Raw genomic sequence first — 24,942 nt, 5'->3', positions numbered from 1 at the left:
TCAATCCAATAATGAAAGGGTGACGGGTGTCAGGTGGTTGTCTTCCACCCGCACTTGCAATTGGCCTTCACCCAGGCGCGCGGTGAGGCGCTGGCCGGTGTGGGTTTGTGCGGCATTGCGAATCGCCTGGCCGCGCTCGTCCAACAGGATGCTGTAGCCGCGGCCCAGGGTCGCCAGCGGGCTGACCACCTGCAATGTCTGCACTTGGCTCTGCAGTTGCAGACGCCGAGCCTTGAGACCTTCACGCATGGCGCGGGGCAGGCGTTCGGCGAGGCTGTCCAGGCGCTGGCGCAAGAGTGCCAGTTGACGGCCGGGGTGCTGGCCGGCGAGGCGGGTTTCCAGGCGGATCAAGCGCTCGCGACGGGTATTGAGGCTACGCTCAAAGGCGCGGCGCAAGCGCATGTCCAGGTCATCCAGGCGCTGGGCCTGCTGGCGCAAGCGCTCGCCCGGGTGACGCAGGCGCCGGGCCATGCCTTCCAGGCGCAGGCGGCTGTGGCTCAGGCGGTTGCGCATCAGCATTACCAGGCGGCGCTGCAGGTTTTCCACTTGACGCACCAGGTGGCTGGCGTCGGGAGCCAGCAACTCGGCGGCGGCGGAGGGAGTAGGGGCGCGGACGTCCGCCACGAAGTCGCTGATGGACACATCGGTTTCATGACCAACGGCACTGACGATAGGGGTAACGCAGGCATCAATTGCGCGGGCCACCGCCTCTTCGTTGAAGCACCACAAGTCTTCCAGGGAGCCACCGCCACGGGCCAGGATCAGCGCGTCGAAACCCCGGGCGTCGGCGAGTTTCAGCGCCCGCACGATTTGCGGGATTGCTTCTCGGCCTTGCACGGCGGTAGGGATCAGGGTCAGTTCAACGTTCGGCGCGCGGCGGCGGAACACGCTGATGATGTCGCGGATCACCGCGCCGGTGGGCGAGCTGATAATACCGATGCGCCGAGGATGCGCCGGCAGCGCCACTTTGCGTTCGGCACTGAACAGGCCTTCGGCGCTCAGCTTTTCCTTCAGTGCATCGAAGGCCAGGCGTAGCGCACCATCACCGGCCGGCTCCACGGTATCGAGGATCAGTTGGTAATCGCCGCGGCCCTCGAACAACGAGACCTTGCCGCGCACCTTCACCGCCAGGCCATCCTTCAACGCCTGACGTACCCGCGCCGCGTTATTGCGAAACAGCGCGCAACGCACCTGGGCGCCACTGTCCTTGAGCGTGAAATACACATGGCCGGAGGCCGGGCGGGCGAGGTTGGAGATCTCGCCCTCCACCCAGATATTGGTGAACACGTCTTCGAGCAACACCCGCGCACGGCCGTTGAGCTGGCTGACAGTCAGGACTTCGCGGTCCAGGCCCAAGCGGGCAAAAGGATCTTTAATCATGGGCGGCAGTTTATAGGCATTCGTGCAGGGTTTGACAGAATTGCTCCACCAGCGCGTTTGGCGCTTGCGCACAGGCCAGGGCTACGGTGCTGTCGCAGTCAGGGTCGGCCAAGGGCAAAAATTGCACGTTGGGCGGGGCGATGTCCTGCATGGATTTTGGTAGCAAGGCAATACCGAAACCGGCCTGGATCAATTGCAACTGCGTGGTCTTGCGCGACATCACCCGCGCCGCCTTGGGGAAAAAACCTGCACGCATGCACAATTCAGCCGACAGATAGCTCAGCCCGCCGCGCTGAGGGTGGGGGATTGAAATAAACGCCTCGTCCTTGAGTTGCATTAACTCGACCGCTGCGTTGCCGCGTGCCAAGGGATGACCCGTAGGCACTGCCAGCGCCAACGGCTCGGTGCACCAAGGCACCACGCGCACGCCTTCGCGCTGGCGCAACACCGGCAACCGCAGCAGGCCGACGTCCAGGCGCCCCTCGGCGATTTCCTCCAGTTGGGCTTCGGAGGAGAGTTTGACGATATCCATCGACACACCCGGACAGCGCTCCAGCCACGTGCTGATGCCTTGCAGTAACGCGCCGCTCATCGGCACGGTGCTCGAATGGCTCAGGCGCAAGGTGCCGAGCTGGCCCTGGCCCACTTGTGTCGCCAGGTCGCTGGCCTTGAGCAACTCACTCAGCAGGTTGCGCGCCCGTGGGTAGAAGGCTTCGCCGGCGGCCGTCAGCCTTGGCTGGCGTGCAGTGCGTTCGAACAGTGGGGTTTGCAGTTGAGATTCAAGTTCCTTGATCTGCCGGCTCAAGGCTGATTGCGCCACGAACAGGCGCTCGGCGGCAGCACTGAAGCTACCGCTGTCGGCGATTTCGACGAAATAACGCAGTTGCCGGGTGGAGATCAAGAGTCATGCCTTTTTGAGATGAGTAGTGAGCCTGGAAGATATTAGTCGCAACCCTTGCCGATGGCTAAAGTGAACGGCATCTCAATAGAAGGAATAATTCATGGGCCCGGTTGAGCTGATGAGCCAGTGGTCGTTCGGTGGTATTGATTGGCTGGTGATCGGCCTGGGCGTGACGGTGGCTTATATCGTGTTCGGCATTGCCGGGTTCGGCACGGCGCTGGTGGCGGGGCCCATCCTGATTTTATTCATGCCGCTGTCGAAGATCATCCCGTTGCTGGTGCTTCTGGACTTTGTCGCGGCGTTTGGCGGCCTGCTGCAAACGCGGCGCGATGTGAACAAGCCGGAACTGTTGCGGTTGCTGCCCTGCATGGCCATCGGCTGCACCCTGGGCGTGGTGTTTTTGCTCAACCTGCATTCGGACCTGTTGCTGTTATTGATGGGGCTGTTTATCAGCGCCTACGCGATTTACAGCCTGGCGGTGAAAGCACGACCGACTCAGCTGGCGGCGGGCTGGTCGGTTCCCATGGGCACTGTTGGGGGGCTGTTTGGTGCGCTATTCGGCAGTGGCGGCTTTTTATATGCGATTTACCTGAACAGCCGTTTGCCCAAGGACGCGGCGCGGGCTACGCAAAGCGCGCTGATCAGTTGCAGCACGGTGGTGCGTTTGAGTCTGTTCCTGATTGCCGGGGTGTATGCAGATTTGCCGTTATTGATGTTGGCGGTTTGCCTGTTTCCGGCGATGGTTCTGGGGTTGTGGTGTGGGCGCAGGCTGACGATGCGGCTGTCCCGTGAGGCGTTCGTGCGGTTGGTGACCTGGCTGGTATTGGCCAGTGGTATTGCGTTGATCGGACGGTATTTGAGTACTTGACCTGATTTTTTCAGGGATTAAGCTGCCAGCCTCCCGGGCGTCATCGCGGGCAAGCCCGGCTCCCACATTGGAATGCGATCACCTGTGGGAGCCGGGCTTGCCCGCGATGGCGCCAATAGCCACACCGCAGGACTCCCATGAACTCCCAAAGCATCCTTGTCCCGAAAATCTCCACCTTGCCGGTCCACGAACCCCGCGCCCGGGCGATTGTGCGCTGGCTGGTGCGCAAGAACATCATCAAGGAAGAGCTCACCACCTGTGGGCGTACCGGCAACCGCATGGGCTACGCCCTGGCCGATGGTGCCCGCGCCGTGGTGCTGCACCCCGAGGCGCTGCCATTCAACGAGCCGGTCAATGGCCTGGAGATCATCTACAAGCGTTGCATCTATACCCCGGCCAAGGGGTTCCTCGAAGAAGCGGGCTGCCCGGAGTGCCTCAAGGAAGTCGGCGAGGCGCTGTTTGAAAGCCTGGAAGACTGGATGCCTGGCCACACCGATAACTTCACCTGCCCGCTATGTGGGCATGAAGACGACATCAATGGCTTTCTGTTCCTGCAGGAATGCGGGTTTTCCAACCTGGGATTCATTTTCAACAACTGGGCGGAGGCGGGTTTCAAACAAAGCTTTATCGACGAGTTTGCCGATTGGCTGGACCAGAAGATCAGTTGGGTCAAAGTCGAGCTATAACCCTGATCAAATTACCCATCTATCAGTATTACCAAGTTTGTCAGAGTTTTACATTGAGCCCGGCAGGGTGCATGTATATAATGGCGCGCTTCCATTTTCCCGCTCGGGAGCCCCCGCGATGCTGCGTATCAGCCAAGAAGCTCTGACATTCGACGACATTCTCCTAGTGCCCGGTTATTCCGAGGTGCTTCCTAACGAAGTCAGTCTCAAGACCCGCCTAACCCGTGGCATCGAGCTGAATATTCCCCTGGTTTCCGCTGCCATGGACACCGTCACCGAAGCCCGTCTGGCCATTGCCATGGCTCAGGAAGGCGGCATCGGCATCATCCACAAGAACATGACCATCGAGCAGCAAGCTGCCGAAGTGCGCAAGGTCAAGCGTTACGAAGCCGGAGTGGTGAAAGATCCGATCACCATCGAAGCCGACGCTACCGTGCGTGACCTGTTCGAACTCACGCGTATGCACAACATCTCCGGCGTCCCGGTGCTGCACGATGGCGACCTGGTCGGCATCGTCACTTCCCGTGACGTGCGTTTCGAGAACCGCCTTGAAGTCACCGTCCGCGAAGTGATGACGCCTAAAGAGCGCCTCGTCACCGTCAAGGAAGGCGCCGACAAGAACGATGTGCGTGAACTGCTGCACAAGCACCGCATCGAGCGCGTGCTGATCGTCGACGACAAGTTCGCCCTCAAGGGCATGATGACCGTCAACGACATCGAAAAAGCCAAGGCTTACCCGCTGGCCAGCAAGGATGACCAAGGTCGTCTGCGCGTTGGCGCTGCGGTCGGTACCGGTAAAGACACCGGTGATCGCGTCTCGGCGCTGGTCGCTGCCGGTGTTGACGTGGTAGTGGTCGACACCGCCCACGGCCACTCCAAAGGCGTGATCGACCGCGTGCGTTGGGTCAAGCAGAACTTCCCTGAAGTGCAGGTGATCGGCGGCAACATCGCCACCGGCGCTGCCGCCAAGGCCCTGGCCGAAGCTGGCGCCGACGCAGTCAAGGTCGGTATCGGCCCAGGCTCCATCTGCACCACGCGTATCGTCGCCGGTGTGGGCGTGCCGCAAATCAGCGCCATCGCCAATGTCGCCGCTGCCCTTGAAGGCACTGGCGTACCCTTGATCGCCGACGGTGGCATCCGTTTCTCCGGTGACCTGTCCAAGGCCATCGTTGCCGGTGCCTCCTGCGTGATGATGGGCTCGATGTTCGCCGGTACCGAAGAAGCGCCAGGCGAGATCGAACTGTTCCAGGGCCGTTCGTACAAGGCTTACCGTGGCATGGGTTCGCTGGGTGCCATGTCCCAGGCGCAAGGCTCTTCCGACCGTTATTTCCAGGACTCTTCGGCAGGCGCCGAGAAGCTCGTACCGGAAGGCATCGAAGGCCGTGTGCCGTACAAAGGCACCCTGAGCGCGATCATCCATCAACTGATGGGCGGCCTGCGTTCCTCGATGGGCTACACCGGCAGCGCCAACATCGAAGAAATGCGCACCAAGCCAGAGTTCGTACGGATCACCGGCGCCGGCATGGCTGAATCCCATGTCCACGACGTGCAGATCACCAAGGAAGCGCCAAACTACCGTGTAGGTTGAGGCTTCCAGCAAAACGTTAAGTAACCGGGGCTGTTCTTTCAGCCCCGAGTTGTTTCTGATTCATTAGACGAGACTGACTTCATGGCCCTCGACATTCACGCCCACCGCATCCTGATCCTCGACTTCGGTTCCCAGTACACTCAGCTGATCGCCCGCCGCGTGCGTGAAATCGGCGTGTACTGCGAACTGCATCCGTTCGACATGGACGATGAAGCGATTCGCGAATTCGCACCCAAAGGCGTCATTCTCGCCGGTGGCCCCGAGTCCGTTCACGAAGCCAACAGCCCGCGCTGCCCGCAAGCGGTATTCGATCTGGGTGTGCCGGTATTCGGCATCTGCTACGGCATGCAGACCATGGCCGAGCAACTGGGTGGCAAGGTTGAAGGTTCCGAACTGCGTGAATTCGGTTATGCCCGTGTGGACGTGGTCGGCAAGAGCCGCCTGCTGGACGGCATCGAAGACCACATCGACGCCGACGGCCTGTTCGGCCTCGACGTCTGGATGAGCCACGGTGACAAGGTCACCAAAATGCCGGAAGACTTCCACATCCTGGCCAGCACCCCGAGCTGCCCGATTGCCGGCATGTTCAGCGACGAGCGTCGCTACTACGGCGTGCAGTTTCACCCGGAAGTGACCCACACCAAGCAAGGCGGGCGCATCCTGTCGCGTTTCATCCTCGACATTTGCGAGTGTGAAGCCCTGTGGACCCCGTCGAAAATCGCTGAAGACGCCATCGCCCAAGTGCGCGCCCAGGTCGGCACTGACAACGTATTGCTTGGCCTGTCCGGCGGCGTTGACTCCTCGGTTGTGGCCGCTTTGCTGCACAAGGCCATTGGCGACCAGCTGACCTGCGTATTCGTCGACAACGGCCTGCTGCGCCTGCACGAAGGTGAGCAAGTGATGGCCATGTTCGCCGAGAACATGGGCGTCAAGGTGATCCGCGCCAACGCTGAGGACCAGTTCCTCAACAACCTGGCCGGCGAGTCCGACCCGGAGAAGAAGCGCAAGATCATTGGTCGTACCTTCATCGACGTGTTCGATGCCGAGTCCAACAAACTGGACAACATCAAATACCTCGCCCAGGGCACCATCTACCCCGACGTGATCGAGTCGGCCGGCGCCAAGAGCGGCAAGGCCCACGTGATCAAGTCCCACCACAACGTGGGCGGCCTGCCTGAGGAAATGAACCTCAAGCTGGTAGAACCGCTGCGCGAACTGTTCAAGGACGAAGTCCGCCGTCTGGGCCTGGAACTGGGCCTGCCGTACGACATGGTCTACCGCCATCCATTCCCGGGCCCGGGCCTGGGCGTGCGTATCCTGGGTGAAGTGAAGAAGGAATACGCCGACCTGCTGCGTCGCGCCGACCACATCTTCATCGAAGAACTGCGCAAGGCCGACTGGTACCACAAGGTCAGCCAGGCGTTCGTGGTGTTCCAGCCGGTGAAATCGGTTGGCGTTGTAGGCGATGGCCGCCGTTACGCGTGGGTTGTTGCACTGCGTGCCGTAGAGACGATCGACTTCATGACAGCGCGTTGGGCACACCTGCCTTACGAACTGCTGGAGACGGTCAGCGGCCGTATCATCAATGAGATCGAAGGTATCTCGCGCGTGACGTATGACGTGTCGAGCAAGCCGCCGGCGACGATTGAGTGGGAGTGATTCCTGGCCCGCGCCTCGAATCGTAAATAAACAAAGCCCCGGCAGATGCCGGGGCTTTGTTGTTTCAGGGGGGGATCCGTGGCTAGCGAGCAAATGTTTCCCACTGCCCTTGTGCGTTCAGCCGAACCGCAATCGAATCCGCAGTGGCGTTGGGGGCGTGGGGGTTGATGATGGTCCAGCCGCTGGTCCCCCCTCGATAGGTTTCATAGCGTACGTAATAGGGTTTGCCATCGTACAGAATCGCCTCGCCAGGGTCGGACGTGAGTCGATAGATCCCTTGGTATTTCCCAGGTTCGCTGACCGGTGCTTCGCCCTCCAGGATCTCATTGGCTTCCCACGCAGGAGGAACCTGCGGGGCGCTGGTCGCTGCCGGCATCACGGGTAAATTCACTGCGGGAACAAAGCCTGCGGGTGGCGGGATGTCGTCGTAAGCGGGCACGTTATTAATGTTTACCTCGGCCGTCGGAACCGGCGTCTTGATCAGTGGCAACCCCCTGAACCGCATACCCTGGTTGTTGAGGGCCTGGAGCAGTTCCGGCAAGGAGTTGTAAACGTTACCGTTAAGCCGAGGGAACTGGGCCGCATCAATAAAGTAACCCTGGCTGATGGTGCCCTGGATAGTACTGCGCACCAGCGCCTTGAGCCGATTACGGTGGATCAGGGTCAATGTCGATTGGGTCTGTTCCAGCAGGTAATCGCCAGGAAGCTTGAGCGCATCCTCGACCTGCCGCTCAGTGAACACATAGGTGCGTGGCATCTCCAGTTCGGTCATGGGTATTTTCAGAGAGAGGTCTGTGTCCAGAGCATTCAGGCTCGGGTTTACTTTGGGCCGATTCACTACCTTGGGGCCAAGACGCACTTCAACCTTGGGGCTGGCGGCATTGAGTTCCTCAACGATGCGCAGGCTGGTGCCACCGTTTATTTCACTGATACCGGCCACGCCCCTGAACGTGTTGGTGTTTTGCGCCCCGGTCAACGCTACCCATTTGCCGACGCCGTTCTTGAGCTGGTCCAGGCGAATGATTTCGCTGGTCAGGAAGTTCTTGGCCATTTGTTCATCCATCGCCACCGCGAAGGATCGGTAATTGGCCAGGCAGCCCGTGGCCTGCACACGTATGCCGTATGCCCTGGCGGCGGTGAGCAGTGCCTGGGTGTTAAAGCGTACCGGCAACAAGGCATCCATTTGCTCAAGATAGACTTTCAGGTCGTCAGACAGCACCCCGGTGTTGGCGAACGTATCGAGGTCCAGTTGATGCAGGTCGTTGAACAGGCGGTTCAGGTAGAGCGTCTTGATCCCTTGGCGCGCCAGGGCAGGCATGTCTTTGATCAGAACGTACAAGCTGGCGATGCGATTCGGGCTTTCAGCGACGACCAGACCGGGGGCGGTTTTGAACACGGCTTCAATCAGCTCGGTGGAGGACATTTCTGGCGTGAGCGAGGGCAAGGCCGGGCGCTCAGGCAGGCTGTGAATGAAAAAGGGCCGGGAGAAAAATTGACGCGCTGCGGTGAGGATTTTGGTGCGCGCCGGATTGATAAAATAATCTGAGGTGTAGAAGTCAGTGAAGCCGCCTCCAGGCTTGGGGATACGCTTGAAGTGGTCCGGCCTGCCGCCCATTGCCAGCTCAATCTGGTACGGGTCCAGGTCGTTGAGGTCATAAGCGGTGCCGAGGCTGGAGGGGGGGTTACTGGCGTTGGGCGAGCCATAGGAACTCGGCATGGTTTCTTCGACCGTGCTTGTACCCAGCCGTGTTTCGCCTGCAGCGACCGTGTCGACCGGAGCACCTCCCCTGATGGCGTCGGATGGACGCAAAGCGAGCTCCCATTCACCGGCGGCATTGAGTTGTACCGGGCGTGTGCCGTAAAAAGCGTTAGGGTTCTGTGGATCGATAATTGCCCAGCTCCCTTCGCCATTGATATCGGCCTCGTAGCGTACGTAATAGACGGCATCCTTGAACTTGATGACGGTCGAAGGGTTGGCTTTGACGGTGTAGATATTGCGGTAGCGTCCTCCTTCGGTCATTGGGGTTGCCTCTTCCAGGCCTTGCAGGCGTTTCCAGGATGTCGGTATCTGGGAGGTGGCGGCCGGTGGCTCCCCGGCAGTGGGCGGTACCGTCGTTTCTCCACCCGTCGGTGTCACTGCGGGCTCATCGACGGGCTCAGGCTGTAGTTCCTTTTTGTACTCGGCCATTTCGGCGGCCTCTGCGGCATCGACCTCCGCACCCACCTCCGTGATGGGGCCCGGCCCGGCCAGGGCCAGCACGTTGAACAGCATGGCGATACCATTGATCACCGCCGCCGTCACGCCAGCCTTGCGCTCTGCGCGGGTACGGCCATTGACGGCCTGATCGATATTCATACCGGTGAGCGCGATGCTGGCGCCCAGGACCGGCAAAGCCACTTCCCAGCCGATCGCGGCCATTGGGCCGAACACTTTCAAGCCGGCGCTCAGGTAGCCTATCCACAGTTTTTTTTGCAGGTCCTTCTGGGTGGTCAGCAGTTGCCGAGCCTCGTCGTACATGGACCAGCGCGTACGCTCCATCAACCAGGAGAAAGCATCGAGATTGATCGCCTGGTTTTTGCGGTTGATCAGATGGTGGTCGGACTTGCCCCACGTGCCGACGAGACGGTTCATCAGGTCAGTGATGTTCTCCTGCATGGCCAGGCGATCAGACAGCGGGAAGTGACAGAGGAAGGCGTCGCGGCTCTGTTCGTTGTTCATTTTGCCCAGAACCCACCAGTGCATGTCCGCCGGGGTTTCCAGGACTTGGAACGCAGGGGTGTCGCCGGGCGTGTAAAGAATCTGGCGGCCCTTCGGATCGACGATGCGTAGCAAGTTGAACGCCACATGGCCGTCTACATCCAGGGCGTATACCTGGGGAGGTTCGCCTGCAGACACTTCGGTTTGCAGCATCTTGCGGGTGATAGGCCACGTCACGTTGGAGGCGACAGTACTGATGCAGGTCTCTAGGTCTTCTTTTGTCAGCTGTTTGAGGTCGGCGGCCTGAACCGCTTTGCTGAGAAAATTGCATTTGGCCAGGGTTCGGAAGTCGTCGGCATGGCTGTGCCAGAAGTCGTCCAGTTGACCGTTGTAGAGGCTGTCGAATCGAATGTTCCAGAAGTCCTTCAGCACTTCGTTGCCATGCAGACGCACTTCGTTGGTTTCATTAAAGTCGCCATACACCGGACCCGTGGTGTAAAAACCCCCATACAGGTCGAGCAAGTCGGCGTTGTCGAAATCGGTGGCACGAAAGCGATGAATCACCAACTGCGTCAGGGTTGTCGATTCGTAGGGTTTTTCCAGTAGGTGTTCCCAACCGGTGAAGGTCTTGGTGCTGCTCTGGGCGCTCTTGAACCGATGGTAGTAGACGTCATCCGGGTCCAGGCCTTTTACACCGTGCTTTTGCAGGATGTCGCAGGCGGTTTGATGGGCGCTGTCATTCAGGCTGGGGCATGCCGGGATTATTTGGGTGGCCAACGTTATCAGCGCGGCCTTGTCGGCTGCATTGGGCAGGGGGGTACCGGTACTCATGGAGGGCTCATCCTTCAAAAAGAAGGCGAGGGTCCCTTAGGTGCGACGCTTGCGGGCGCTACATAGTTGTTGGGTAAGGCTTCAGCGTCTCGCAATATCCGAAAAATAAAACTTATCCAACGTATGCCGCGACTCGGTGTACTCGAACTGCCTTCCATCCTGCAAAAACGTCTGGTTACTCACCACAATCACATGGCTTTGCCCCTCCAGATCCAGATGCGCCTGGTCGTCCTTGCTGCGCGGCAGGGCTTCGATGGTGCGTTGCGCGTAGCTGATCTGCAGCTGCAGCGTTTGCTCGATAAACGCGTAGATCGACTGCTCGGCGATGTCGCGGTCCAGGCCGGGAATCAGGTCGCTGATGAAGTGGTTGATGTCCAGAATCACGCGTTTGCCGCCGATGCGGCGCACCCGTTTGATGCGCGTGATCAATGTGCCGGGTTCGGCCTCGATGTGCTGCAGCAGTGAGCCTTCCAACGGGATCTGGGTGAACTCGACCACGTCGGTACGTACGTCATCGCCCAGGTCAGCGTGGGTTTCGTGGAAGCTGACGATGCCGCCCAGTTGGAACTCGATCGGGTTGGGCGACAACACAAAGGTGCCCTTGCCGTGGATCTTTTGCGCAAAGCCACGTTCCTGCAACTGCTCGATGGCGCGCCGTACGGTGCCACGGCTGGCCTGGTAGGCGTCCATCAGTTCGGTTTCGGAGGGAAGGCGCGTACCGCGTTGCAGGCGCTCGGTGGTGATGCTGGCAAGCAGATCCGTATAGATCTGGTTGTATTTGCTCATGGGATGGCTCTTGCCCGGCGTTATGAAGGTGGACTGCGCGTTCAAGGCAGGAACCTTAGTGGCAGAGGTTGGGTTTGTCCATTGGACACCTGTGCACGCAGGTGAAAAACCTGACGGAAAGATCGTATGGATAAACAAAAGTGTAACTCGTACAGACGAGTTGTTGATTTAACTCGTACAGACGAGTACTTTTCCCTCCTCGGCGTGCTGCCAACGACTGCCACCCATAAAAACAATCACAGTGGAAAACGAGCATGAGCCACGACTATTCAACGATTGCCCGCGAGATCCTCGACAACCTCGGGGGCCGCGAAAACCTTGAGCAGGCTGCCCATTGCGTGACCCGCCTGCGCCTGGCGCTCAAGGACCCCAGCCTGGTCAACAACAGTGCCCTGAACCAGGTCGACCTGGTCAAGGGCTCGTTCTTTACCGGCGGCCTGTTCCAGGTGGTGATCGGCCCCGGCGAAGTGGAAAAGGTCTACGCCGCCCTGCGCGAACTGACCGGCCTTGCCGCTTCGACCATTGCCGACGTCAAGAAAGCCGGCGGCGACAAGGCCAACCCCATGCAGCGCCTGGTGCGGGTGTTCTCCGATGTGTTCATGCCGATCCTGCCCGCGCTGATCATCGCCGGCCTGTTGATGGGCGTGAACAACCTGATGGGCGCCAAGGGCATGTTCATCGAAGGCCAGACACTGCTGGAGGCCTACCCGAACCTGGATGGCCTGTGGAGCCTGATCAATCTGATGGCCAACACCTCGTTCGTGTTCCTGCCGGCGCTGGTGGGCTGGTCGGCGGCCAAGCGTTTTGGCGGCAGTGAAATCCTCGGCATCGTGCTCGGTTTGATGCTGGTGCACCCCGACCTGCTCAACGCCTGGAACTATGGCAAGGCGGTCGCCGGCCTCGATGGCCAGAGCCTGCCGTACTTCGATATCTTCGGCTGGTTCCAGATCGAGAAGGTGGGTTACCAGGGGCAGATCCTGCCGATCCTGATGGCCGCCTTTGTCATGAGCGTGATCGAGAAGTGGCTAAGGGCGCGGGTACCGAATGCCATTCAACTGCTGGTGGTGCCGATCACTACCATCGTTGTCACCGGTGTGCTGGCCCTGGCAATCATCGGCCCGGTGACGCGTCACCTCGGCATTCTGATTACCGAAGGCCTGGTCACCCTGTTTGAAATCGCACCTATGGTCGGCGGCGCGATTTTCGGCCTGCTCTATGCGCCGCTGGTGATTACCGGTATGCACCACATGTTCCTCGCCGTCGACCTGCAGTTGATCTCCACCCAGGGCGGCACCTTTATCTGGCCGATGATCGTCATGTCCAACCTGGCTCAGGGCAGCGCCGCGCTCGGGGTGTTCTACATGACCCGCAATGCGCGGGACAAAAGCATGGCCTCGACCTCGGCCATTTCCGCTTACTTCGGCATCACCGAGCCGGCGATGTTCGGGGTGAACCTGCGTTTCAAATTCCCGTTCTATGCCGCGCTGCTGGGCTCGGCGCTGGGCAGCATTTTCCTGTCGTTGAACAAAGTGCAGGCCTCGGCCATCGGCGTCGGTGGGCTACCCGGGTTTATCTCGATCGTGCCGAGTGCGATTCCAATGTTTGTGATCGGCATGGTGGTGGCGATGGTCGTGCCGTTTGCGCTGACGTGCATGTTGAGCATGAAGATCGTTCGGCCTGGTTACCGGGTCGCCTGAAGATCGCTATCGCAGGCAAGCCAGCTCCCACAGTGAACACATTCAAATGTGGGAGCTGGCTTGCCTGCGATGAGGCCGGAAGGGCCAACACCAACTCTACTGAAGGAACCCACCATGCAATCCTGGCAACACTCGGTGATCTACCAGATCTACCCCAAAAGCTTCCACAGCCACGCGGGTAACGCCACCGGTGACCTGTTGGGCATCGTGGACAAACTCGACTACCTCAAGTGGCTGGGCATCGATTGCCTGTGGGTCACTCCCTTCCTGCGTTCGCCTCAGCGCGACAACGGCTACGACATCAGCGACTACTACGCCATCGACCCCAGCTACGGCACTATGGCCGACTGCGACCTGCTGATCAGCGAAGCCGCCAAGCGTGGTATCAAGCTGATGCTCGACATCGTGGTCAACCACACCTCCATCGAACACGAATGGTTCCAGCAGGCGCGCAGCAGCCTCGACAATCCCTATCGTGACTTCTACATCTGGCGCGACCAGCCGAACAACTGGGAGTCCAAGTTCGGCGGCTCGGCCTGGGAATACGAAGCGCAGACTGGCCAGTACTACCTGCACCTGTTTGACCATACCCAGGCCGACCTCAATTGGGACAACCCCAGGGTGCGCGCCGAAGTGTTCAAGATGATGCGTTTCTGGCGAGACAAAGGCGTGGGTGGTTTTCGCCTGGATGTGATCAACCTGATCTCCAAGCCCGCAGATTTCCCTGAAGACACCAGCGACGGCCGCCGCTTCTATACCGACGGCCCGCATGTGCACGAGTACCTGCAGCAAATGCACCACGAAGTCTTCGAAGGCCATGACCTGATCAACGTAGGCGAGATGTCGTCCACCCGCCTGGAACACTGCATTCGCTACTCGAATCCGGCCTCGAAAGAGCTGTCGATGACCTTCAACTTCCACCACCTGAAAGTCGATTACCCCAACCTGCAAAAGTGGGTAAAGGCCGATTTCGATTTCCTGCAACTCAAGCAGATCCTCTCCGATTGGCAGACAGGCATGCAGGCCGGTGGCGGTTGGAACGCGCTGTTCTGGTGTAACCACGACCAGCCGCGGGTGGTTTCGCGATTTGGTGATGACGGCGAATATCGCGTGGTCTCGGCCAAGATGCTTGCCACTGCGCTGCACTTTCTCCAGGGCACACCCTATGTGTACCAGGGCGAAGAGTTGGGCATGACCAATCCGGGCTTTGACAGCATCGAACAATACCGCGATGTGGAAACCCTGAATATCTTCCGACTCAAGCGCGATGCGGGAGAGTCCGAGGCGTCGAGCATGGCGGCAATCATGCAGAAGTCTCGCGACAACGGGCGTACGCCCATGCAGTGGAACGACCAGGCCAATGCCGGCTTCAGCCTTGGCGAGCCGTGGATCGGCATCCCGGCCAACGCCGCGCACATCAATGTCGAAAACCAGCTGGATGACCCGGACTCGGTGCTGCATCACTACCGTGCATTGATCGCCCTGCGGCGCCATGAGCCCCTGATCCAGCAAGGCGTTTATCGCCCACTGCTGCAAGACCATCCCAAGGTTTGGGCCTACCTGCGTGAAGGCCAGGGCGAGCGCCTGTTGGTGCTCAACAACTTCTACGGCACACCGTGCGAAATCCAATTGCCCGATGGCGTCATCAACGCGGCGTGCGAACAACGTTTGCTGATCAGCAACTACCCCGACTGCCCGGTGCGCACGAGCGCGGTGGTGTTGCGTCCTTACGAATCGTTTGTGCTGTACCTCAAGGGCTGAGCCGCCCTACCGGCAATCGCGTCACGCAAGACAGTAAGAAAAAACAATAAAAATAAAAGGAGCACTTCATGAAAACAACAATAAAGCTGGGCCTTATCGCCTCGTGCCTCGCTGCGCCGTTTGGCGCCCAGGCTCTGGAATTCGCCGGTTACTTGCGCAGCGGCGCAGGCACATCGACCGGCAGTGGCAAGCAGCAATGCTTCCAACTGCCGGGGGCGCAAACCAAGTACCGCTTGGGCAACGAATGCGAGCAGTACGCTGAACTGGAATTGCGCCAGGACCTGCTGACCCTCGATGACGGTTCGGTGTTCAGCGTCGATGCCATGGCTTCCCTCTACAACAAGTACGACCGTGCCCTGAAATTCCAGGGAGAAAACAACGGTTCGGCGCGCATGCCGCAGATGTATGCGCAATGGTCCAACCTGCCCAGTCTCAATGGCGGTTCGCTGTGGGCCGGGCGGCGTTACTACAAGCGTAACGACATCCATATCTCGGATTTCTACTACTGGAACCAGAGCGCCACCGGCGGGGGAATCGAGGATGTGCTGATCGGCGGCTTGAAATACAGCTACGCCCTGTCACGCAAGGACAACTTGTACCAGAAGGAATACGCCACCCGTCACGACTTCAACGTCGCAGGTTTCAATACCAACCCGGGCGGCGAGCTGGAGCTTGGCTTGAGCTACATAGCCAGGGCCGGTGGGCGTGATACCAATAGCGGATGGGCGCTGACCGCGCAGCATGTGCAAGCGGCATTCCTGGGGGGCAAGAACAAGTTTGCCCTCCAGTACGGCGAAGGCCCAGGCACCGGTCTGGGTTACACCGGCAATACCACGTTGGACAAAAGCAGCAAAAGTTACCGCGCCGTGGAGTTCTTTGATTGGCAAGTGACCCCGCGTTTCGGCGGGCAAGTCGAGGCGGTGTACCAGAAAGATGTGCGTCCAGGGCGCCAGGACCAGAACTGGATGTCGCTCGGTGTGCGTCCTGCGTATGCGCTCAGCGAGCAATTCAAACTGGTCACTGAGCTGGGGCACGATCAGGTCGAGGCCACCGGCGGTACGCGCAAATTGAGCAAATTTACCTTCGCCCCGACCTGGTCGCCCAAAGGCCCTGAGTTCTGGGCGCGGCCCGAAGTGCGGTTGTATTACACCTATGCGTCCTGGAACAAAGCGGCCAAGCGTGCGGCCAATGAGCTGGCGGCGGGCTCGGCGTTGTCCGACACCGGCGCCTATGGCACCGCGCGGCATGGGTCGAACGTCGGTGTGCAGGTCGAATATTGGTGGAAGTAAGCCGGGCTCGTGTGGGAGCGGGCTTGCTGTGGCGAGCAAGCTTGCTTGCGCTGGGGTGCGAAGCGCCCCCAAAAGCCTGCGACTGCTGCGCAGTCGAGCGGGAGCAAGCTCCCTCGCCACAGCAAGCCCGCTCCCACCTTTGATCTCAACCTTGCATCGGCTCAATGATTTTTAAAGAACAACACAAACAGGTGAAGTCATGACCACATCTCAACCCCTGGAACTGCTGGCACCCTTGTCCGGGGTTTTGCTGGCGCTGGATCAGGTCCCCGACCCGGTATTTTCCGGCCGCGTGATTGGCGATGGCCTGTGCATCGACCCCACCTCGCAGACCCTCTGCGCGCCGTTGGCCGGGGTGATCAGCAACATTCAGGACAGCGGCCACGCGGTCAGTGTCACCGCCGATAACGGAGTGCAGGTGCTGCTGCATATTGGCCTGGACACCGTGAACCTTGCAGGCCAGGGCTTCACCCGCCTGGTCGAGGAAGGCCAGCGGGTGGAGGCCGGGCAGCCGCTGATAGAGTTCGATGCCGACTATGTGGCGCTCCATGCACGCAGCCTGCTGACCTTGATGCTCATTGTGAGCGGCGAGCCGTTTGTGCCATTGGTGGCCGGTCAGGCGCTGGTCGAGTCCGGCCAGCCACTGGTGCAGGTCTCACCGGGGCCGATGCCCGCTGAGGTGGACGTGGAAGAGGGCAATGCGCTGTTTTCCAAGCCAGTGACACTGCCCAATGCCAGCGGCCTGCACGCCCGCCCTGCGGCGGTGTTTGCCCAGGCGGCGAAGGGGTTCAGTTCCAGCATTTTCCTGCACAAGCAAACCCTGAGCGCCAATGCCAAGTCGCTTGTGGCGATCATGGCGCTGCAGACCTCCCAGGGCGACAGCGTGCAAGTGAGCGCGGCGGGGGAAGATGCCGAGGCGGCAATCCAGGCGCTGGTGGCGTTGCTGCTCGACGGCTGTGGCGAGACGCTGCCGGTAGCGGTCGAGGCGATCAACGAGCCCGCCACGCCTGCGTCTTCTGCGTCCGTGTTGCGAGGCGTCTGCGCGTCGCCGGGCTCGGCGTTCGGCCAGGTTGTCCAAGTGGCTGAACCGGCGCTTGAGATTCCCGAAGCCGGTGCCGGAGAAACCTTCGAACGTACCGCATTGGCCCGTGGCCTGCGGGCGGCAAACGAGGCGCTGCAAGCGTTGCAGGCCAAGGCGGCCGGCAGTGCCCAGGCCGAGATCTTCCGCGCCCACCAGGAACTGCTCGAAGACCCGACCCTGCTTGAACAAGCCCATAGCCTGCTGGCCGAAGGCAAGAGCGCGGCCTTTGCCTGGAATACGGCCACGGTGGCGACCGCCAGGCTCTTCGAAGGCTTGGGTAAAACGCTGCTCGCTGAGCGTGCGGCGGACTTGGCCGATGTTGGCCAGCGCGTACTCAAGTTGATTCTGGGCGTGCCTGAGCGATCAATGGAGCTGCCGGAGTGCGCCATCCTGGTCGCCGAACAGCTGACGCCCTCACAAACCGCCGGCCTGGATGCCAGTAAAGTTTTAGGTTTCGTCACGGTCGCCGGTGGCGCGACCAGCCATGTGGCAATCCTCGCACGGGCGCTCGGCCTGCCGTCGATTTGCGGGGTGCCGAGCCAGGTATTGGCCCTGGCCAACGGCAAGCGGGTGCTGCTCAATGCTGACAAAGGCGAGCTGCACCTGGAACCGGACCTGGCTGAAATCGAACAATTGCAGGCAGTTCGCCAACAGCAAAAACAGCGGCTGCAACGTGAAGTGGCGCAGGCCTCACGGGCGGCGGTCACCCGCGACGGGCATCACGTCGAAGTCACCGCCAACGTCGCCTCGTTGCAGGAAGTGGAGCAATCCCTGACCCTGGGCGGGGAAGGCGTGGGCCTGCTGCGTTCGGAGTTCCTCTACCTGGACCGCAACCGCGCCCCGAGCGCAGAGGAGCAGGCCGACACCTACAGCGCCATCGCCCGCGCCCTCGGCACCGAGCGTAATCTGGTGGTACGTACCCTGGATGTGGGCGGCGATAAACCCTTGGCCTATGTGCCGATGGAAAACGAGACCAACCCATTCCTTGGCCTGCGCGGTATCCGCCTGTGCCTGGAACGCCCCGAACTGCTGCGTGAACAGATGCGCGCGATTCTTGCCAGTGCAGGCTTGGCGCGGCTGCATATCATGTTGCCGATGGTCAGCCTGCTGTCGGAGCTGCACCTGGCGCGCAAGATGCTCGAAGAAGAGGCGCTGGCCCTCGGGCTGACCGAGTTACCGAAGCTGGGCATCATGATCGAAGTCCCCAGCGCAGCGCTGATGGCGGATGTGTTTGCGCCCCATGTGGATTTCTTCTCCATCGGCACCAACGACCTGACCCAATACACCCTGGCCATGGACCGCGACCATCCGCGCCTGGCCAGCCAGGCCGACAGTTTTCACCCGGCCGTCCTGCGCCTGATCGACATCACCGTCAAGGCGGCCCATGCCCATGGCAAGTGGGTGGGGGTATGTGGTGCGCTGGCCTCTGAAACAGTGGCGGTGCCGGTATTGATCGGGCTCGGCGTGGATGAGCTGTCGGTCAGCGTGCCGCTGATCCCCACCATCAAGGCCACCGTGCGCGAACTGGACCTGCACGACTGCCAGATCATTGCCCGCCAAGTGCTGGGCCTGGAAGAAGCCGATCAAGTGCGCGAGGCCCTGCGCCTGTACCACGCGGCCACCGTTGAAACCTCACCTGTCGTGGAGCACTGAGCATGTTCGAGAAATTGCAGCGGGCGTTCTGGAAAGCCCTGACGCCTGATTTGGTGGCCGAGACGGTCACGCCGACGACGCCGAGCCTGTTGTCGGCCGATGTGGTGAGTGCATTGGGCGGGGAGGGGAACGTCACGTCACAGCAGCGCGTGGCACTCACGCGGGTGCGCGTGCAATTGAAGGAGGTGGGTGGGTTGGATGAGTCGGCGTTGAAGGCTGCCGGTGTCCCCGCAGTGATGGTACTGCCGGGCGGCGTGGTCCATCTGCTCACCGGCCTATAAGGCGACGATGATCCCATGTGGGAGCCGGGCTTGCCCGCGATAGCGGTGTGTCAGGCGCCGAATACCTTGACTGTCAGGCCGCCATCGCGGGCAAGCCCGGCTCCCACAGGGATTTGCAGTGTGCGGGCTGTCGTGATCAGAGTTGAGGGGTGTCTTGCGGTGGCTTGGTCTTGTCCACGCCCGGCACATGCAGGTTGCCTTCCACCACCTGGTTACCCTCTAACTGCGGCTGGGTCACCCAGGTGAGGATGTCGTAGTAACGCCGGATGTTCGCCACAAAATGCACCGGCTCGCCGCCGCGGGCGTAGCCGTATCGGGTCTTGCTGTACCACTGCTTCTGCGACAGGCGTGGCAGCATCTTCTTCACGTCCAGCCACTTGTTCGGGTTCAGGCCTTCTTTCTTCGCCAGGATGCGCGCGTCGTCCAGATGGCCGGTGCCCACGTTGTAGGCGGCGAGGGCGAACCAGGTGCGGTCGGGCTCGGCGATCTTGTCGTCCAGCTCATCCTTGATCCGGGCCAGGTACTTGGCGCCGCCCATGATGCTCTGCTTGGGGTCCAGGCGGTTGGACACGCCCATGGCTTGCGCGGTGTTCTGGGTCAGCATCATCAGGCCGCGCACGCCGGTCTTGGATGTGACCGTGGGTTGCCACAGCGATTCCTGATAGCCAATGGCTGCCAGTAACCGCCAATCGACTTTCTCGGCCTTGGCATAGGCGCGAAAGTGCTTCTCGTACTTGGGCAGGCGTTGTTGCAAGTGCTGGGCAAAGGTGTAGGCGCCGACATAGCCGAGGACATCGACGTGCCCGTAGTAGCGGTCCTTCAGACGCTGCAAGGTGCCGTTCTTCTCGACCTTGTCCAGATAGCTGTTGATTTCGTTGAGCAGGCTGTTGTCGTCGCCTGCCGCCACGGCCCAGCTTTGATTGCTGGCATTGCCGAGGTCGAAGGCCACGCGCACGTTGGGGAAGTACACCTGGTTCATGGCGACTTCGTTGGAGTCCACCAGGGTCAGGTCGATTTGCCCTTCGTCGACCATGCGCAGCAAATCCACCACTTCCACCGCGTCGGATTCTTCGTACTCAATCGCCGGGTTCTGTTTTTTCAGCGCCGCCAGTTGTTCGGCGTGCGTGCTGCCCTTGAGCACCATGATCTTCTTGCCCACCAGGTCGGCGGCGTTGGTGGGGCGCGATTGGCCGTTGCGGTAGATGATCTGTGGGGTGACTTCAAGGTACGGGTGGGAGAAGCGCACCTGCTGCTGGCGCTGGTCGCTGCTCACCAGGCCGGCGGCGGCGAGTACCGGGCCATTGGGTTTGCCCAGCCGGCTGAACAGGTCGTCGAGGTTGTCGGCCGTCTCGATTTCCAGCTTCACTCCCAAGTCATCGGCAAAGCGCTTGACCAGTTCGTATTCGAAGCCGGTTTCGCCGTTGCGATCCTGGAAATACGTAGCGGGACTGTTGCGAGTGACCACCCGCAATACGCCATCCTCCTTGATTCGCTCCAGTGTGCTGGGTTTATCAACACAGGCACTGAGCATCAGGAAGAGCAAGGTGGCGATGAGCCATTTGACGCATCGCAGGCGCGAAACAGTTGGGAAGAACATCTGCGCAGTATACGCAAACGGCTCACGGCGCCATATCTCGACAGCGGCGCACTTGTCTGCTAGCCAGCGTAAAACTGTGCTGCAGCCCGCAGAAACGGGGCTTGGCGAGCGATTGTGACGGTTAAAATAACTGCGCCCAATACCCTGGATAACGCCGTGATCGCAGGCAAAGCGTGCCAACTGACGTTCGGCGGCGGCCACCGGTAGCGTTTCGGGTGCCGTTGGCGAAGGTTTACGCTAGAATGCACGGCCTCAAAGCACACCCCTTCCCGAGGCTGTCCCGAAGATGTTGATCCTGCGCGGCGCTCCTGCCCTTTCTGCCTTTCGCCACAGCAAACTCCTTGAGCAACTGAGCCAGAAGGTTCCAGCTGTTACAGGCCTGTACGCTGAATTTGCTCACTTCGCCGACGTAACCGGCGTCTTGACCGCCGACGAACAGCAAGTGCTGGCACGCCTTCTGAAGTACGGCCCAAGCGTTCCCGTTCAAGAGCCGACTGGCCGCTTGTTCCTGGTTCTGCCACGGTTCGGCACCATCTCGCCCTGGTCGAGCAAGGCCAGCGACATCGCCCGCAACTGCGGCCTGGATAAAATCCAGCGCCTGGAGCGGGGGATCGCCTTTTACGTCGCTGGCCAGTTCAGCGATGCCGAAGCCGAGCTGATCGCCAGCAGCCTGCACGACCGCATGACCCAGATCATCGTCAGCCAGTTGGAACAGGCTGCCGGCCTGTTCAGCCACGCCGAACCCAAGCCGCTCACCGCGATCGACGTGCTGGGCGGTGGCCGTGCCGCCCTCGAGAAGGCCAACACCGAGCTGGGCCTGGCCCTGGCCGAAGACGAGATCGACTATCTGGTCAACGCCTTCACCGGCTTGAAGCGCAACCCTCACGACATCGAACTGATGATGTTCGCCCAGGCCAACTCCGAGCACTGCCGTCACAAGATCTTCAACGCCAGTTGGGACATCGACGGCCAAAGCCAGGAAAAAAGCCTGTTCGGCATGATCAAGAACACCTACGTGATGCACAGCGAAGGCGTTTTGTCGGCTTATAAGGACAACGCCTCGGTCATTGTCGGCTCCGTCGCCGGTCGCTTCTTCCCGGACCCGGAAACCCGCCAGTACGGCGCGGTGCAGGAGCCGGTGCACATCCTGATGAAGGTTGAAACCCACAACCACCCGACCGCGATTGCCCCGTTCCCGGGCGCAGCCACCGGTTCGGGCGGCGAAATCCGTGACGAAGGCGCCACCGGCCGTGGTGCCAAGCCCAAGGCGGGCCTCACCGGTTTCACCGTGTCCAACCTGCAGATCCCGGGCTTCGAACAGCCGTGGGAAGTGCCGTACGGCAAGCCTGAGCGCATCGTCACCGCGCTGGACATCATGATCGAAGGCCCGCTGGGCGGCGCCGCGTTCAACAACGAATTCGGGCGCCCGGCGCTCACCGGCTACTTCCGGACCTTCGAGCAGTCCATCACCACCCCGCGTGGCGATGAAGTGCGCGGCTACCACAAGCCGATCATGTTGGCTGGCGGCATGGGCAACATCCGTGAAGAGCACGTCAAGAAAGGCGAGATTCTGGTCGGCTCCAAGCTGATCGTGCTCGGCGGCCCGGCGATGCTGATCGGCCTGGGCGGCGGTGCGGCCTCTTCCATGGCCACCGGCACCAGCTCGGCCGACCTGGACTTCGCTTCCGTACAGCGCGAAAACCCTGAGATGGAGCGCCGCTGCCAGGAAGTCATCGACCGTTGCTGGCAGTTGGGTGACAAGAACCCGATCAGCTTCATCCACGACGTCGGCGCCGGCGGTTTGTCCAACGCCTTCCCGGAACTGGTCAACGATGGCGACCGTGGTGGCCGTTTCGAACTGCGCAACATTCCAAACGACGAGCCGGGTATGGCCCCGCACGAAATCTGGAGCAACGAATCCCAGGAACGCTACGTACTGGCCGTCGGTCCTGAAGACTTCGCACGCTTCCAGGCCATCTGCGAACGCGAGCGTTGCCCGTTTGCCGTGGTCGGCGAAGCTACTGCCGAGCCGCAACTGACCGTCACCGACAGCCACTTCGGCAACAGCCCGGTGGACATGCCATTGGAAGTGCTGCTGGGCAAGGCCCCGCGCATGCACCGTTCGGCGGTACGTGAAAGCGAGCTGGGCGATGATTTCGACCCAAGCACGCTGGACCTGGCCAACAGCATCGAACGCGTGCTGCACCATCCGGCCGTGGCGAGCAAAAGCTTCCTGATCACCATCGGCGACCGCACCATCACCGGCCTGGTTGCCCGTGACCAAATGGTCGGTCCATGGCAGGTGCCGGTCGCCGACGTTGCCGTCACCGCCACCAGCTTCGACGTGTACACCGGTGAAGCCATGGCCATGGGCGAGCGCACACCGCTGGCCCTGCTGGACGCTCCGGCGTCGGGTCGCATGGCCATTGGTGAAACCCTCACCAACATCGCGGCCTCGCGTATCGGCAAGCTGTCCGACATCAAGTTGTCGGCCAACTGGATGTCCGCTGCCGGCCACCCAGGTGAAGATGCGCGCCTGTACGACACGGTCAAAGCTGTCGGCATGGAGCTGTGCCCGGAACTGGGTATCACCATTCCGGTGGGCAAGGACTCCATGTCCATGGCCACCCGCTGGAACGAAGACGGCACCGACAAGAGCGTCACGTCGCCGCTGTCGCTGATCGTCACCGGTTTTGCGCCGGTCACCGACATCCGCCAGACCCTGACCCCGCAACTGCGCATGGACAAGGGTACCACCGACCTGATCCTGATCGACCTGGGCCGTGGCCAGAACCGCATGGGCGCTTCGATCCTGGCGCAAACCCATGGCAAGCTCGGCAAACAGGCTCCGGACGTCGACGACGCCGAAGACCTCAAGGCCTTCTTTGCCGTGATCCAGGGCCTCAACGCCGACGGCCATCTGCTGGCTTACCACGACCGTTCCGACGGTGGTTTGCTGACCAGCGTTGTCGAAATGGCCTTCGCCGGTCACTGCGGCCTGAACATCGTGCTCGACAGCGTTGCCGAGGATGCTGCCGAAATCAACGGCATCCTGTTCAACGAAGAGTTGGGTGCAGTGATCCAGGTACGCCAGGACGCGACCCCAGACGTGCTCGCGCAGTTCAGCGCCGCTGGCCTGGCCGAGTGCGTGGCGGTGATTGGCCAGCCGATCAACAACGGCGAAGTCAATATCTCCTTCAACGGCGACACGGTCTTTACCGGTCAGCGCCGCTTGCTGCAACGCCAGTGGGCCGAGACCAGCTACCAGATCCAGCGTCTGCGCGACAACGCCGACTGCGCCGAGCAGGAATTCGACGTGATCCTGGAAGAAGACAACCCGGGCCTGAGCACCATGCTCAGCTTCGACGTCAACCAGGACATCGCCGCGCCTTACATCAAGAAGGGCATTCGTCCACAAGTTGCCGTACTGCGTGAGCAGGGCGTCAACGGCCAGGTGGAAATGGCCGCGGCGTTTGATCGCGCCGGCTTCAATGCGATCGACGTGCACATGAGCGACATCCTCGCCGGTCGCGTTGACCTCAACGAGTTCAAAGGCCTGGTGGCCTGCGGTGGTTTCTCCTACGGCGACGTGCTGGGTGCCGGTGAAGGCTGGGCCAAGTCGGCCCTGTTCAACAGCCGTGCCCGCGATGCGTTCCAGGGCTTCTTCGAACGCAACGACAGCTTTACCCTGGGTGTGTGCAACGGTTGCCAGATGATGTCCAACCTCAGCGAACTGATCCCGGGCAGCGAGTTCTGGCCGCACTTTGTGCGTAACCGTTCCGAGCAGTTCGAAGCCCGTGTCGCCATGGTGCAGGTGCAGGAGTCCAACTCGATCTTCCTGCAGGGCATGGCCGGTTCGCGTATGCCAATCGCCATCGCCCATGGTGAAGGCCACGCCGAATTCAGCAGCGAAGAAGCGCTGCTTGAAGCCGACCTGTCCGGCACCGTAGCCCTGCGTTTCGTCGACAACCACGGCAAGGTCACCGAAAGCTACCCGGCCAACCCGAACGGCTCGCCGCGCGGGATCACCGGCCTTACCAGCCGCGACGGCCGCGTGACCATCATGATGCCGCACCCGGAGCGCGTGTTCCGCGCCGTGCAGAACTCGTGGCGTCCGGAAGAGTGGAACGAAGACGGCGCCTGGATGCGCATGTTCCGCAACGCTCGCGTGTGGGTGAACTAAGGC

General features: G+C 61.0%; 15 protein-coding genes. 10 read left to right on the top strand and 5 right to left on the bottom strand.

Features of this window, described 5'->3' with window-relative positions:
* Both xseA and CLM72_RS22985 read right to left on the bottom strand, forming a co-directional pair.
* Positions 1–1,380: an exodeoxyribonuclease VII large subunit gene (gene xseA, locus CLM72_RS22990; protein WP_054897806.1), complete on the bottom strand. Its 1,380-nt coding sequence runs from the start codon at positions 1,378–1,380 to the stop codon at positions 1–3.
* Positions 1,381–1,390: 10 nt separating this feature from the next.
* Complete coding sequence (locus tag CLM72_RS22985) at positions 1,391–2,281, bottom strand: LysR family transcriptional regulator (RefSeq protein WP_105228352.1); 891 nt, start codon at positions 2,279–2,281, stop codon at positions 1,391–1,393.
* Between the two features lie 100 nt (positions 2,282–2,381).
* Here CLM72_RS22985 and CLM72_RS22980 point away from each other — a divergent pair, with 100 nt between their 5' ends.
* The 4 genes from CLM72_RS22980 to guaA all read left to right on the top strand — a co-directional run bounded on the left by CLM72_RS22980 (position 2,382) and on the right by guaA (position 7,082).
* A complete protein-coding gene (locus CLM72_RS22980; RefSeq protein ID WP_105228350.1) occupies positions 2,382–3,149 on the top strand; it encodes a sulfite exporter TauE/SafE family protein in 768 nt (255 codons plus the stop codon).
* Positions 3,150–3,286: 137 nt separating this feature from the next.
* The gene (locus CLM72_RS22975) at positions 3,287–3,835 is read left to right on the top strand and encodes a hypothetical protein (RefSeq protein WP_057703905.1); all 549 of its coding nucleotides are present in this window, start codon (positions 3,287–3,289) and stop codon (positions 3,833–3,835) included.
* Between the two features lie 118 nt (positions 3,836–3,953).
* Positions 3,954–5,423, top strand: a complete 1,470-nt coding sequence (gene guaB, locus CLM72_RS22970; RefSeq protein ID WP_034128014.1) for an IMP dehydrogenase — start codon at positions 3,954–3,956, stop codon at positions 5,421–5,423.
* An 81-nt stretch (positions 5,424–5,504) separates the two neighbouring features.
* Entirely contained in the window at positions 5,505–7,082 is a 1,578-nt protein-coding gene (guaA, locus tag CLM72_RS22965) for a glutamine-hydrolyzing GMP synthase (protein ID WP_014719806.1), read from the top strand.
* A gap of 82 nt (positions 7,083–7,164) precedes the next feature.
* Here the strand turns inward: guaA and CLM72_RS22960 are convergent, their stop codons facing one another.
* Complete coding sequence (locus CLM72_RS22960; protein ID WP_105228348.1) at positions 7,165–10,611, bottom strand: membrane-targeted effector domain-containing toxin; 3,447 nt, start codon at positions 10,609–10,611, stop codon at positions 7,165–7,167.
* 81 nt (positions 10,612–10,692) lie between these two features.
* A complete protein-coding gene (treR, locus tag CLM72_RS22955; RefSeq protein WP_054918297.1) occupies positions 10,693–11,397 on the bottom strand; it encodes a trehalose operon repressor in 705 nt (234 codons plus the stop codon).
* A 254-nt stretch (positions 11,398–11,651) separates the two neighbouring features.
* Between treR and treP the strand changes: the two genes are divergently transcribed.
* The 5 genes from treP (at position 11,652) to CLM72_RS22930 (ending at position 19,159) form a co-directional block, all read left to right on the top strand.
* Positions 11,652–13,094 carry a PTS system trehalose-specific EIIBC component gene (gene treP, locus CLM72_RS22950; RefSeq protein WP_105228346.1) on the top strand — a complete coding sequence of 481 codons (1,443 nt, stop codon included), beginning with the start codon at positions 11,652–11,654 and terminating at the stop codon, positions 13,092–13,094.
* 114 nt (positions 13,095–13,208) lie between these two features.
* The gene (gene treC, locus CLM72_RS22945) at positions 13,209–14,855 is read left to right on the top strand and encodes an alpha,alpha-phosphotrehalase (protein WP_105228344.1); all 1,647 of its coding nucleotides are present in this window, start codon (positions 13,209–13,211) and stop codon (positions 14,853–14,855) included.
* 68 nt (positions 14,856–14,923) lie between these two features.
* A complete protein-coding gene (locus CLM72_RS22940) occupies positions 14,924–16,144 on the top strand; it encodes a carbohydrate porin (protein ID WP_105228342.1) in 1,221 nt (406 codons plus the stop codon).
* 199 nt (positions 16,145–16,343) lie between these two features.
* Positions 16,344–18,878, top strand: a complete 2,535-nt coding sequence (gene ptsP, locus CLM72_RS22935) for a phosphoenolpyruvate--protein phosphotransferase (RefSeq protein WP_105228340.1) — start codon at positions 16,344–16,346, stop codon at positions 18,876–18,878.
* Positions 18,879–18,880: 2 nt separating this feature from the next.
* Complete coding sequence (locus CLM72_RS22930) at positions 18,881–19,159, top strand: PTS transporter subunit EIIB (RefSeq protein WP_105228338.1); 279 nt, start codon at positions 18,881–18,883, stop codon at positions 19,157–19,159.
* A 136-nt stretch (positions 19,160–19,295) separates the two neighbouring features.
* Here the strand turns inward: CLM72_RS22930 and mltF are convergent, their stop codons facing one another.
* Positions 19,296–20,756 (bottom strand): membrane-bound lytic murein transglycosylase MltF, encoded by a 1,461-nt coding sequence (gene mltF / locus CLM72_RS22925; RefSeq protein WP_073842888.1) that lies wholly within the window; start codon positions 20,754–20,756, stop codon positions 19,296–19,298.
* Between the two features lie 286 nt (positions 20,757–21,042).
* Here mltF and purL point away from each other — a divergent pair, with 286 nt between their 5' ends.
* Complete coding sequence (gene purL / locus CLM72_RS22920; protein ID WP_072447211.1) at positions 21,043–24,939, top strand: phosphoribosylformylglycinamidine synthase; 3,897 nt, start codon at positions 21,043–21,045, stop codon at positions 24,937–24,939.
* Positions 24,940–24,942: the final 3 nt, after the last annotated feature.

Origin of the sequence: Pseudomonas sp. MYb193 (genome assembly GCF_002966775.1) — a bacterium.
Classification (GTDB): domain Bacteria; phylum Pseudomonadota; class Gammaproteobacteria; order Pseudomonadales; family Pseudomonadaceae; genus Aquipseudomonas; species Aquipseudomonas paracarnis.
Note: the sequence above shows the minus strand (reverse complement) of the source record. Positions and strands in the feature narration are given on the sequence as shown.